Consider the following 11,967-nt stretch of genomic DNA (forward strand, 5'->3'; position numbering starts at 1 on the left):
GCGGCGGGTTGAAGACGCCCTGCTGCGGCGGAGGTGGCGGCGGATATCCACCCTCGGGCGGCGGCGGGTAATTCCCGGGCGGGGGCGGTTGATCGGTCACGTCGAAAGCTCTCCTCATCTTCCGATAGCGATCCGCGAACGGACGCTACTTTCTGCCGGCACCTAGATGTTCAGCGGGCGGTACTGCTCCACAGGCAGATTACGCACCGCCGACCCGCTTCGGCAGGACGACACGGACCGCGTTCGCTCGGCGTTGCGGCCGGTCATTCACCACGGACGATCACCGTGACGAAGTTTGCTGGGCCTAGGCCGCCTCACTTTATCTGAGAAGTCGCTGGCAGCTTGGGATTTCAGGCTGCGCCGACGCGACGAGGTGTGTGCCGACTAATGCCGACCGCCACCGTCGGACAAGAACCCGAGCAGATCGTGACGGGTCAGCACACCGACGGGTTTGCCCTCCTCGACGACCATCACCGCGTCGCCGTCGGCCAGGGACTTGGCCGCGGTGGACACCAACTCCCCCGCGCCGATCAACGGCAGCGGCGGACTCATGTGTTCGGCTACCGCGTCGGCCAGTTTGGCCCGGCCCTCGAACACCGCGGACAGGAGCTCCCGCTCGGACACGCTGCCGGCCACCTCACCCGCCATCACCGGCGGCTCGGCACCGACGACCGGCATCTGGGAGACACCGTATTCCCGCAAGATGCCGATCGCGTCGCGCACGGTCTCTGACGGGTGGGTGTGCACCAGATCGGGGAGCGCACCGGACTTGCCCCGCAGCACGTCGCCGACGGTGGACTGCTCGATCGACCCGTCGAGCCGATTACGCAGGAAGCCATAGGACGACATCCAGGCGTCGTTGAAAATCTTTGACAGGTAACCGCGTCCGCCGTCGGGCAGCAATACCACGACGACCGAGTCCGGCCCGGCCTTGCGCGCCACCTCGAGGGCGGCCACCACGGCCATGCCGCAGGAGCCGCCGACCAGCAGCGCCTCTTCGCGGGCCAGGCGCCGCGTCATGTCGAAGGAGTCGGCGTCCGAGACCGCGATGATCTCGTCGGGCACCTCGGGGTCGTAGGCGGACGGCCAGAAATCCTCACCGACACCCTCGACGAGGTAGGGCCGGCCGGTGCCGCCGGAGTACACCGAGCCCTCCGGGTCGGCCCCGACGATCTTCACCCGGCCCTCGGAGACCTCCTTGAGGTAGCGGCCGGTACCGGTGATGGTGCCGCCGGTGCCGACGCCGGCCACGAAATGCGTCACGGTGCCGTCGGTGTCGGCCCAGATCTCCGGACCTGTCGTCTCGTAATGCGACTCCGGTCCCATGGGGTTGGAGTACTGATCGGGCTTCCAGGCACCGTCGATCTCGGTGACCAGCCGGTTGGAGACGCTGTAGTAGCTGTCGGGATGGTCCGGCGGGACCGCCGTCGGGCACACCACGACCTCGGCGCCGTAGGCGCGCAACACATTCTGCTTGTCTTCGCTGACCTTGTCGGGGCAGACGAAGATGCACTTGTAGCCGCGCTGCTGGGCCACCAATGCCAGGCCCACACCGGTGTTGCCGGACGTCGGCTCGACGATGGTGCCACCGGGCTTGAGTTCACCGCTGGCCTCGGCGGCGTCGATCATCTTGGCCGCGATGCGGTCTTTCGAGCTGCCACCGGGGTTGAGGTACTCGATCTTGGCCAGGACCTTGCCCGAGCCCTCCGGGACAACCGAGTTCAACTGGACCAGAGGGGTGTTACCGATGAGCTCACTGATGTGCCTGGCGATGCGCATACGTCCATCGTCCCAGGCGCCGGAACGGCTTACCAGGTGGCCTCTCGAATGTATTCGCCGATCTGCCGCAGCGAGCGCTTCGCTTCCGACACCAGAGGCGAGGCGAGCTGGAAAACGTGCATCTGGCCGGGCCAGATCCGCAGTTCGACGGGGACGCCGGCGGCCGCCAGCATGTGCGCGGCCTTGCGCGCATCGCTGAGCAGAACCTCCGAGCCCGACGCGTGGATGAGCGTGCGCGGCAGACCGGGCTCGACGTGGTCGAGCGGCTCGTAGACGCTCTCACCCTTACGCTGGGCGGCCGCCTCGACGAGTTCGACGAGCGCGTCGAACGCCTTCGCCGGGAACATCGCGTCGGAGTGGATGTTCGGGTGGTTGGCCCGCGTCTCGTTGTCGATCTCGAACAGCGGCGACATCGTCACGATCGCGGCGGGCGTCTCGCCCTCGTCGAGAAGTCGCTCGGCCAGCGCCAGCGACAGGTAGCCGCCGGCCGAATCTCCGGCCAGCACGATCTGGTCGGGCTCGTAACCGGTCAGCCGCAGCCACTGGTACGCGTCGTAGCAGTCGTCGATCGCGGTGCCCACCGAATGCTTGGGCACCATCCGGTAATCGACCACGAGCACCGGGCTGTCGGCGTAACCGGACAACGCGGTCACGATGCCCGAGTGCGTGTTGGCCCCGCACGTCAAGAACGCGCCGCCGTGCAGGTACAGGATGACGCTGCGCTTCCCGTCGGCGGGCAGGACACCGTCGGCCCGGACCAGCTGCGCGGTGCAGTGCGGCAGCGCGATCGTGGCCTTGATGGTCCCGGGGACCGGACGGATCATCCGCGCGGCGAAGTTGAGCACGCCGAACGGCCACGGCAGATGCGGTACGTGGCTACCGATCGCCAAGGTTGGCTTGATTGTCAGAGTCGCCGCCAGCGAAACCAATCGGCCCGCCAGGCTCGGCCCGTCCTCCGTCACCTCGACGGGCGCGCCGTCACTGACCGGATACCGGCGCCGATAGGCTCTAGCTGCGCTTATGCCAGCGTGATGAGACCTGGTTACCTTGCTCGGTGCAGTCATGTCACCACTTCCTACGTCTTTGTAGTGCTAGGTGAAGTTCGTTACTCAGACAACCCGGGTAACTTAGCTTGACACCCGTAAACAGTTCAACAGTCAAATAAACTGAATTGATACCGGACTTGATACAGCACCGTGACCGCCACGCAGTTTCGCCACGCGGTCTCAGCGGGCGATCCGCCTAAACTGATCGGTGTGGGTTCCAGCCGAAGTGCTCCTCACGTGCGCGTCCCGCGCCGGTCAGCCATTGCCCTCGCCGCGACGGCGTTGGTGTCTACCGCCTATCTCGGAGCACGCAACCTCTTGACCGGACAGGCCGATCAGGCCCGTCAGGTGATCCCCAAAGCCTGGGACATCCCGCCCCGCGCCGACGGCGTGTACCTGCCGGGCGGCGGTCTGGTGGAGAAGTGGGAGCGCGACGTCCCGTTCGACATACACCTGATGATCTTCGGCGACTCGACGGCCACCGGCTACGGCTGCCGGATCGCCGACGAAGTGCCCGGGGTGTTGATCGCGCGCGGTGTCGCCGAGCAGCTCGACAAGCGAGTCCGCTTGAGCACCAAGGCAATTGTCGGCGCCACCTCCAAGGGGCTGTCCGGTCAGATCGACGCCATGTTCGTGGCCGGGCCGCCACCCGACGCCGCGGTGATCATGATCGGCGCCAACGACATCACCAAACCCAACGGCATCGGCCCGTCGGCCCGCCGGCTCGGGGACGCCGTGCGTCGACTGCGCGCGGCCGGCGCCGTCGTCGTGGTCGGCACCTGCCCGGATTTCGGGGTGGTCACCGCGATCCCCCAGCCGTTGCGCGCGTTCACCCGCAACCGTGGGCTGCGGCTGGCCCGCGCCCAGGCCGCGGTGGTGCGTGCCGCCGGCGGCGTGCCCGTGCCATTCTCGGATCTGCTGGCCCCCGACTTCTACAAGGCTCCTGAGCTGCTGTTCTCCGAGGACATGTTCCATCCGTCGGCGGCCGGCTATGCGCTGGCGGCCAAGCAGTTGCTGCCCGCGCTGTGCGGCGCCCTGGGCGAGTGGGACGGCGACCAGGCGTTGGAATCAGGCGCAGCAGACCGGGCCTCATGGTTGACCAGGCTGGGCGGCGTGAGCAGGCTGTGGCGCCGCTCGACCGGGGTGCCCGCGCCCATCGTGGTGCACGCGGGTTAGTTTCAAGCTGAGTTTTTACGCCATTCGATCTCCCGGGAGCCGTCATGCCTGAAGCCGTCATCGTCGCCACCGCCCGCTCGCCGATCGGCCGGGCCAACAAGGGATCGCTGGTCAGCATGCGACCCGACGACCTGGCCGCGCAGATGGTCAAGGCCGTCCTGGACAAGGTTCCGGCGCTGGATCCGCGCGACATCGACGACCTGATCATGGGGTGTGGCCAGCCCGGCGGTATGTCCGGCTTCAACATCGGCCGCACCGTGGCTGTGCAGTTGGGTTACGACTTCCTGCCGGGCACCACCGTCAACCGCTACTGCTCGTCGTCGTTGCAGAGCACCCGCATGGCGTTCCACGCGATCAAGGCCGGCGAGGGCCACGCGTTCATCTCCGCCGGTGTGGAGACCGTGTCGAACTTCGCCAGCGGCAATGCCGACGGCTGGCCCGACACCAAGAACCCGCTGTACGCCGACGCCATGGCCCGCTCCACCAAGGCTGCCGAGGGCGCCGACGAGTGGCATGACCCGCGCGAAGACGGCCTGGTGCCCGACGTCTACATCGCCATGGGCCAGACCGCCGAGAACGTCGCACTGCACACCGGCATCAGCCGTGAGGACCAGGACCACTGGGGCGTGCGGTCGCAGAACCGGGCCGAGGAAGCCATCAAGAGTGGCTTCTTCGAGCGCGAGATCGTTCCGGTGACGCTGCCCGACGGCACCGTGGTCTCCACCGATGACGGCCCTCGCGCCGGCACCACGTACGAGAAGATCAGCCAGCTCAAGCCGGTGTTCCGGCCCAACGGCACCATCACCGCCGGCAACGCGTGCCCGCTGAACGACGGTGCCGCGGCACTCGTGGTGATGAGCGATGTGCGGGCCAAGGAGCTCGGCCTGACCCCGCTGGCGCGCATCGTGTCGACCGGTGTGTCGGGTCTGTCGCCGGAGATCATGGGCCTGGGCCCGATCGAGGCCGTCAAGAAGGCATTGGCGCAGGCCAAGATGAGCATCGGCGACATCGACCTGTACGAGATCAACGAGGCGTTCGCGGTGCAGGTGCTCGGTTCGGCCCGCGCCCTGGGCATGGACGAGGACAAGCTCAACGTGTCCGGCGGCGCGATCGCACTGGGTCACCCGTTCGGCATGACCGGTGCGCGCATCACCGCCACGCTGCTCAACAACCTGCAGACCCACGACAAGACCTTCGGCATCGAGACCATGTGTGTCGGTGGCGGTCAGGGTATGGCGATGGTCGTGGAGCGCTTGAGCTAGTTGTGATGTTGACTCTGCGGTGATGGCGCAAAAGTACGAGTAAGCCGCGCCCTCACCGCAGAGCCAACGGCGTGACGACCTCATCCCACGCATAACGCAGACGCCGTAGGACATCCGGCCGTCGGTGACCCGCGGCCACTTGGATGGTGGTCCAACCTGCTCGCCTGAGGTATTCGTGGCGGACGATGTCGTAGCCGAGCGCGTCGGCATGCTGTACGCCGTCGTATTCAACCGCAAGCAGGTGTTCTTCCCAACCCATGTCGAGGTAGTACCGCGGTTGACCGTTTGGGCCAGCCACCGGGATCTGTGTCTGCGGCCGCGGGTAGCCATCGTCGATGATCATGAGGCGAAGCCACGTCTCCTTGGGCGACCCGGCACCTGGGTCATACAGATCGAGCGCCGTCTCCAGCTGACGCAACCCGCGCACGTGCCGATGACGCTCCGCCAGCGTCAGGACGTCGGCGGCCTTGAATCCTGTCGCATTGCCAAGTGCGTCGAGCCGAGCCACCGCAGCACCCAGTGGGCCGCGCCGGCCGAGATCAAAGGCTGTCCGCTCAGGTGTTGTCGCGCTGAGTCCGGCGAGCGGCTGACACTCCCCGGGCAACAAGAGATCGGCACGGGTGATCACCTTTTTCGGAGCCCTCGCGTTCCTCCAGATCAACTCGACGGGAGCGTCGTCCTCGACCCACTTGGCCCGATGCAGCGCCGAAGCCGCAAGCCCGGCGACCACCGCTTCCCGCTGCGACCATAACCATGCCGCCTGGGTTCTTCGCAGCAGAGTCGGGGAAATCCCTTTGTCCAGATACACATTCGGCATCAGCGGCCGGTAATGGCGCCGTAATTCGTAGCGGTTCAGCACGCCGCATGCCAGCGCCTCGCTGCCAATGAACGGTTCACTGCCAATCTTCATGACAGCAGGCTGGTTTCGGTTACCGACACTCGCGCTGTCTCGAGACGCACTAGGCGCCAGGCTGTGGATGAATCCCACGGTGGGGATTACACGGCGCTGGTCGCTCTCACGCTGGCTGACTCTGCACCCACGGCGCAAAAGTACGAGTGGCCAACGCCCTCACCGCAGAGTCAACCCAAAAGAAAAAGGCGCCCGCAATCGCGGACGCCTTTCTCGGGGCAGGGTTGCTAGTCGTTGTTGAAGTACGACAGCAACCGGAGGATCTCGATGTACAGCCAGACCAGGGTGACGGTCAGGCCCAGGGCGATACCCCAGGCGGCCTTCTCCGGAGCACCGGCGCGGATCATCTGGTCGGCGGCGTCGAAGTCGATCAGGAAGCTGAACGCGGCCAGACCGATGCACAGCAGCGAGAAGCCGATGGCGAGCGGGCCGCCGTCGGTCAGCGGGGCATTACCGGTGAAGATCGCGAACAGGATGTTGACCAGGGCCAGCGCCACGACACCGAACAGACCGGCGACGATCATCCGGGTCAGCTTGGGCGTCACGCGGATGGCGCCGGTCTTGTAGACGACGAGCATGCCGAAGAACACGCCGAAGGTGGCCACCACGGCCTGGAAGATCATCGCGGGCCCGCCGCTGGAAACCAGGTTGGCGAACAGGAACGATGCCGAGCCGACGAACAGGCCTTCGAATGCCGCGTACGCCAACACGATGGCTGGGTTGTCCTGCTTGCGGCCGAACGTCGCGATCAGGACGAGGACCAGGCCGCCGATCGAGCCGATGAAGAACGTCGGCATCATCAGCGCGATGTTCGCCGAGACCAGGAAGTACGAGACGATGCCGACCAGCGACACGATGGCCAGCGAGACGCCGGTCTTGGTGACGACGTCGTCGATGGTCAGTGGACGAGAAACGCCGGTCTGCGGCTGGTCCAGGTACTCCTGCGCGTAGGGCTGCGCCTGCACCTGCTGTGCACCGAAGCCGGCGGCTCCGGTACCGAATTGTGCGTATCCGCCCTGCGTCTTCGGCAGGCTGCGGAATACCGGGTTGCTGGTTTCGCGCACCGTCGGGTTCCTCTCCTATGAGATGTTCGATTACGAACTACTGGCTCAACGATCGATGTTCCGGGCAGGTTCCCGACGAGGACTACCAACTCTCAGGAAACTTCCAGGTTCGATCTTGGGGCAAACCCTACCCGTAGCGCGCCATCCCTGGGAGGCCGAACTAGATTGCAACTCGTGACAGAAAACGAGGACGTCCTAGTAAGTGTCCGCAACGGCGTCGGCATCCTCACGCTGAACCGGCCCAAGGCGATCAACTCTCTCACCGAGGGCATGGTCGCGGGAATCTCGGAGGCGCTGCACGCCTGGGAGCACGACGACTCCGTTCACACCGTGCTGCTCACCGGGGCCGGGGAACGTGGGCTGTGCGCGGGCGGTGATGTGGTGGCGCTCTATCACAGCGCGAAGGCCGGCGGCGGCGATGCACGCCGGTTCTGGTACGACGAATACCTGCTCAACGCCTACATCGGGAGCTACCCGAAACCCTATGTGGCGCTGATGGACGGCATCGTGATGGGCGGCGGCGTCGGCGTCGCGGCCCACGGCAGCGTCCGGGTGGCCACCGACACCACCAAGATGGCGATGCCCGAGGTCGGGATCGGCTTCATCCCCGACGTCGGCGGCACCTATCTGCTGTCGCGGGCTCCCGGAGCTCTCGGCCTGCATGCCGCCCTCACCGGTGCGCCGTTCACCGGGGCCGATGCGATCGCGATGGGTTTCGCCGATCACTATGTGCCCCACGACCAACTGGCCGCTTTCACCGAGGCGCTGATCGACGGGGGCGTGCAGAAAGCCCTGGCCGCCTACGCCTCGGAACCGCCGGCCAGCCCCCTGCTGCAACAGCGGGACTGGATCGACGAGTGCTACGCCGGTGAGACCGTCGCCGACATCGTCGCGGCGTTGCGCGCCCACGACGCGGCCCCGGCGGCCGACACTGGCAGCACCGCCGCCGGCGAGGCCGCCACGTTGATCGCGACCCGCTCCCCGGTCTCCCTGGCCGTGACGCTGGAGGCGGTACGCCGCGCCGCCAAGCTCGACACGTTGGAAGACGTGCTGCGCCAGGAGTACCGCACCTCGTGTGCGTCCCTGAAATCCCATGATTTTGTCGAGGGCATCCGGGCTCAGCTCGTCGACAAGGACCGCAATCCGCAGTGGTCCCCCTCCTCGATCGAAGCGGTGACCGTCGCTGATGTCGAGGCGTATTTCGTTCCGGCAGACCGCGAACTGACGTTCTGAGAGGAGAACATAATGAGCGAGTTCGAGACGATCCTGGTGACCCGCACCGACCGGGTCGCCACCATCAAGCTCAACCGGCCCAAGGCGCTCAATGCGCTCAACAGCCAGGTGATGACCGAAGTGACCACGGCCGCAGCCGAACTCGACCGGGATCCCGGCGTCGGCGCGATCATCGTCACCGGCAACGAGAAGGCGTTCGCCGCCGGCGCCGACATCAAGGAGATGGCCGACCTCTCTTTCGCCGAGGTCTACGAGGCCGATTTCTTCGAGCTGTGGTCGAAGTTCGCCGCCACCCGCACCCCGACGATCGCCGCGGTCGCCGGCTACGCGCTGGGCGGCGGGTGTGAGTTGGCGATGATGTGCGACATCCTGATCGCCGCAGATTCGGCCAAATTCGGTCAGCCCGAGATCAAACTCGGTGTGCTGCCGGGCATGGGCGGTTCGCAGCGGCTGACCCGGGCGATCGGCAAGGCCAAGGCCATGGATCTGATCCTGACCGGCCGCACCATCGACGCGACAGAAGCCGAACGCGCCGGTCTGGTTTCACGTCTGGTGCCCGCCGACTCCCTGATCGACGAGGCCCTGGCCGTGGCCACGACCATCGCCGGGATGTCGCTGTCGGCGTCGCGGATGGCCAAGGAGGCGGTCAACCGCGCGTTCGAGTCCACGCTGGCCGAGGGCCTGCTCTACGAGCGCCGGCTGTTCCACTCGGCGTTCGCCACCGCCGATCAAAAGGAAGGCATGGCGGCGTTCTCCGAGAAGCGCGCCGCAAACTTCACCCATCGCTAAGGTCGACGGGTGACCGACACCGACTCGCCCGCACCGGCTGCCGACACCGTCGTCGAAGCTGGGGACGCACCCGCGGCCAAGCCGATGTGGTGGCTGCGCCACTACACGTTCTTCGGTACCGCGGTAGGTCTGGTGTTCATCTGGTTCTCGCTGACCCCGTCGCTGTTGCCCCGCGGCCCGCTGTTCCAGGGTCTGGTCAGCGGCGGGGCCGGCGCGATCGGTTACGGCCTCGGGGTTTTCGGGGTGTGGCTGGTGCGTTACATGCGGTCTGCCGAGAGCACTCCGCGGGCGCCGAAGTGGGCGTGGCTGACGTTGGTCGCGGTGGGCATCGTCGGCCAGATCCTGATGATCGTCTACTTCCACAACTGGCAGGACGAGGTTCGTGATTTCATGGGCGTCCCGCGGCTCGGCTTCTGGGATCACCCGCTGACCGCGGTGCTCTCGATCGTGGTGTTGTTCTTCTTCGTCGAGCTCGGGCAGCTGGTGGGCCGGCTGGTGCGGTTCCTCGATGTGCGTCTGGATCGCTTTCTGCCGCCGCGGGTTTCGGCGGTCATCACGGTTTCACTGTTGCTCGCGTTGAGCATCGCCCTGCTCAACGGTGTCGTGGTGCGGTTTGCGATGCACACCATCAACACGACGTTCTCCGCGGTCAACGACGAGACGAGTCCGGATACCGCGGCACCGACATCGACCCTGCGGTCGGGTGGCCCACAGTCCCTGGCCACCTGGGAGTCGCTGGGCCATCAGGGCCGGATGTTCGTCTCGGCAGGGCCCACAGTGCAACAACTTTCGCAGTTCAACGGCAAACCTGCGGTCGAGCCGATCCGCGCCTACGCGGGCCTGCACTCCGCGGACGGCATCAAGGCCACCGCCGTGTTGGCCGCGCGGGAGCTGCAGCGCACGGGTGGGCTGGACCGCGCGGTGGTCGCGGTGGCCACCACCACGGGCACCGGTTGGATCAACGAGGCCGAGGCCTCCGCCCTGGAATACATGTACAACGGCGACACAGCGATCGTGTCGATGCAGTACTCGTTTCTGCCGAGCTGGTTGTCGTTTCTGGTGGACAAGGAGAACGCGCGACAGGCCGGTCAGGCGTTGTTCGAGGCGGTCGACGAGTTGGTGCGCGCGATGCCGGAGAACCGACGCCCCAAGTTGGTGGTCTTCGGCGAGAGTCTGGGGTCCTTCGGCGGTGAGGCCCCGTTCCTGGCCCTGAACAATCTGGTGGCCCGCACCGACGGGGCGCTCTTTTCCGGGCCGACGTTCCAGAACACCATCTGGACCACGCTGACCCGTGACCGCGATCCCGGTTCACCGCAGTGGCTGCCGATCTTCGACGACGGGGAGAACGCCCGGTTCGTGGCCAGGCCGGACAACCTGGCCCGGCCCGACGCCCCGTGGGGTCATCCGCGCGCGGTCTATCTGCAGCACGCCTCCGATCCCATCGCGTGGTGGAGCACCGATCTGCTGTTCGCCAAACCGGATTGGTTGCGTGAACCGCGTGGCTACGACGTGTCCCCGCGCATGGAATGGATCCCGGTGGTGACGTTCCTGCAGGTGTCGGCGGACATGGCGGTGGCCGTCGACGTGCCCGACGGGCATGGCCACGTCTACGTCAAGGATGTCGCCAATGCCTGGTCGGCCATCCTGCAGCCGCCGGGCTGGACGCCGGAGAAGACCGAAAAGCTGCGCCCATTGCTGCACAGCGGCGAAAACGGCTGAGCCGCCAGCTTTTACACCTGAGAAGCAGCCACCAGCGCATGGTAACCGCCGACCACATCGGTGGACCGGTGCAGGCCGAGATCCAGCAGCGCGGCGGCGGCCAGGCTCGAGGTGTAGCCCTCCGAGCACAGGATCACCCAGTAGACGTCGTCGTCGACCGCCTGCGGGATTCGCGCGTCGCTGGTCGGGTCGCAGCGCCACTCCAGCACGTTGCGCTCGATGACCAGCGCCCCGGGCACGTCGCCCTCGGCGGCGCGCTGCGCGGCCGGACGAATGTCGACGAGCACCGCGCCGGAGTCCAAGGCGGCGGGCAGGTCGGCGGCCGGCAATCGGTGCAGGCGGGCGCGCGCCTGTGCCAGCACGTCGTCGATGCGGCTCATCTCTATCCTTCCGGCGCGTCGGTGAGCTCGGTGCGGTTGCGGCGCAAGGTGTTCTGCGGCGTCACCTCGTAATAGGACATCGCGGTCAGCGGCGGTGAGTAGGCGTGCACGCTGACCGTCGGGGCACCCACGGTGATCGGCCCCGGCGCCTTCACCACGTCGTGCACCCAGCCCAGCGGGAACGCCGCCTGATCCCCGGCCGACAGCCGGCGATACCGCAACAGTTCACCGTCCCAACGTGTTTCGGCCAGTTCACCGGACACGACGGTCAACGCACCCAGGGAGCCGCCGTGATCGTGCAGTTCGGTCGACTTGTCGGGCACCCAGCTGATCAGCCAGACCTCGACCTCGTCGTCACCGGACAGCCGGGTGTACCACCGGTCGTCGCGGGGCAGTTTTCGCAGGAACCGGTCGTAGCGGCCGGACAACACGTCGTCGGCGGCGCGGTCGGTGATGTGCAGCAGGTCGGGCAGTCGCAGCCGCGTCGGTGCGGAGACGGCAGGAACGGACGTAAGGGTGGACAGCATCGGAAGAACTCCAGAGGTGACGACGGAACAGGTCGGACGGGCGCGCTAGCGAGCCCGACAACACTCCTGGAATCCGGTCCCT

The 11,967-nt window shown here is 66.7% G+C and carries 11 protein-coding genes; 5 read left to right on the plus strand and 6 right to left on the minus strand.

The window, feature by feature from the left end; translation table 11 throughout:
• Positions 1 to 384 precede the first annotated feature (384 nt).
• Together A5740_RS14215 and A5740_RS14220 are read right to left on the minus strand one after the other, a co-directional pair.
• The gene (locus A5740_RS14215; protein ID WP_076195017.1) at positions 385 to 1,779 is read right to left on the minus strand and encodes a cystathionine beta-synthase; all 1,395 of its coding nucleotides are present in this window, start codon (positions 1,777 to 1,779) and stop codon (positions 385 to 387) included.
• Between the two features lie 29 nt (positions 1,780 to 1,808).
• The gene (locus tag A5740_RS14220) at positions 1,809 to 2,843 is read right to left on the minus strand and encodes an alpha/beta hydrolase (RefSeq protein WP_076195019.1); all 1,035 of its coding nucleotides are present in this window, start codon (positions 2,841 to 2,843) and stop codon (positions 1,809 to 1,811) included.
• 219 nt (positions 2,844 to 3,062) lie between these two features.
• Here A5740_RS14220 and A5740_RS14225 point away from each other — a divergent pair, with 219 nt between their 5' ends.
• Both A5740_RS14225 and A5740_RS14230 read left to right on the plus strand, forming a co-directional pair.
• Positions 3,063 to 4,001, plus strand: coding sequence for an SGNH/GDSL hydrolase family protein (locus tag A5740_RS14225; RefSeq protein WP_076195021.1), 939 nt, complete (start codon positions 3,063 to 3,065; stop codon positions 3,999 to 4,001).
• A gap of 44 nt (positions 4,002 to 4,045) precedes the next feature.
• Complete coding sequence (locus A5740_RS14230; protein ID WP_076195023.1) at positions 4,046 to 5,263, plus strand: acetyl-CoA C-acetyltransferase; 1,218 nt, start codon at positions 4,046 to 4,048, stop codon at positions 5,261 to 5,263.
• A gap of 52 nt (positions 5,264 to 5,315) precedes the next feature.
• Here A5740_RS14230 and A5740_RS14235 read toward each other — a convergent pair whose 3' ends face one another.
• Positions 5,316 to 6,173: a DUF559 domain-containing protein gene (locus tag A5740_RS14235; protein ID WP_076195025.1), complete on the minus strand. Its 858-nt coding sequence runs from the start codon at positions 6,171 to 6,173 to the stop codon at positions 5,316 to 5,318.
• A gap of 227 nt (positions 6,174 to 6,400) precedes the next feature.
• On the minus strand, positions 6,401 to 7,237 hold the full coding sequence (locus tag A5740_RS14240; RefSeq protein WP_076195027.1) for a Bax inhibitor-1/YccA family protein: 837 nt from the start codon (positions 7,235 to 7,237) through the stop codon (positions 6,401 to 6,403).
• Positions 7,238 to 7,411: 174 nt separating this feature from the next.
• Here A5740_RS14240 and A5740_RS14245 point away from each other — a divergent pair, with 174 nt between their 5' ends.
• Genes A5740_RS14245 through A5740_RS14255 form a run of 3 tightly spaced genes read left to right on the plus strand, consistent with a single transcriptional unit; the run spans position 7,412 to position 10,978 of the window.
• The gene (locus A5740_RS14245; protein ID WP_076195029.1) at positions 7,412 to 8,470 is read left to right on the plus strand and encodes an enoyl-CoA hydratase/isomerase family protein; all 1,059 of its coding nucleotides are present in this window, start codon (positions 7,412 to 7,414) and stop codon (positions 8,468 to 8,470) included.
• 12 nt (positions 8,471 to 8,482) lie between these two features.
• A complete protein-coding gene (locus tag A5740_RS14250; RefSeq protein WP_076195031.1) occupies positions 8,483 to 9,259 on the plus strand; it encodes an enoyl-CoA hydratase in 777 nt (258 codons plus the stop codon).
• Between the two features lie 9 nt (positions 9,260 to 9,268).
• Positions 9,269 to 10,978, plus strand: a complete 1,710-nt coding sequence (locus A5740_RS14255) for an alpha/beta-hydrolase family protein (protein ID WP_076195033.1) — start codon at positions 9,269 to 9,271, stop codon at positions 10,976 to 10,978.
• 11 nt (positions 10,979 to 10,989) lie between these two features.
• Here A5740_RS14255 and A5740_RS14260 read toward each other — a convergent pair whose 3' ends face one another.
• Positions 10,990 to 11,358 (minus strand): rhodanese-like domain-containing protein, encoded by a 369-nt coding sequence (locus tag A5740_RS14260; RefSeq protein ID WP_076195035.1) that lies wholly within the window; start codon positions 11,356 to 11,358, stop codon positions 10,990 to 10,992.
• 2 nt (positions 11,359 to 11,360) lie between these two features.
• Positions 11,361 to 11,885 carry a cysteine dioxygenase family protein gene (locus A5740_RS14265; RefSeq protein ID WP_076195037.1) on the minus strand — a complete coding sequence of 175 codons (525 nt, stop codon included), beginning with the start codon at positions 11,883 to 11,885 and terminating at the stop codon, positions 11,361 to 11,363.
• Between the last annotated feature and the right edge of the window lie 82 nt (positions 11,886 to 11,967).

It is taken from the genome of Mycobacterium sp. GA-1841 (genome assembly GCF_001954135.1).
Classification (GTDB): domain Bacteria; phylum Actinomycetota; class Actinomycetes; order Mycobacteriales; family Mycobacteriaceae; genus Mycobacterium.

Coding starts and splice junctions, on each gene's coding strand:
- A5740_RS14215 (WP_076195017.1), bottom strand. CDS start 1,779: ATGCGCATCGCCAGGCACATCAGTGAGCTCATCGGTAACACCCCTCTG.
- A5740_RS14220 (WP_076195019.1), bottom strand. CDS start 2,843: ATGACTGCACCGAGCAAGGTAACCAGGTCTCATCACGCTGGCATAAGC.
- A5740_RS14230 (WP_076195023.1), top strand. CDS start 4,046: ATGCCTGAAGCCGTCATCGTCGCCACCGCCCGCTCGCCGATCGGCCGG.
- A5740_RS14235 (WP_076195025.1), bottom strand. CDS start 6,173: ATGAAGATTGGCAGTGAACCGTTCATTGGCAGCGAGGCGCTGGCATGC.
- A5740_RS14250 (WP_076195031.1), top strand. CDS start 8,483: ATGAGCGAGTTCGAGACGATCCTGGTGACCCGCACCGACCGGGTCGCC.
- A5740_RS14260 (WP_076195035.1), bottom strand. CDS start 11,358: ATGAGCCGCATCGACGACGTGCTGGCACAGGCGCGCGCCCGCCTGCAC.
- A5740_RS14265 (WP_076195037.1), bottom strand. CDS start 11,885: ATGCTGTCCACCCTTACGTCCGTTCCTGCCGTCTCCGCACCGACGCGG.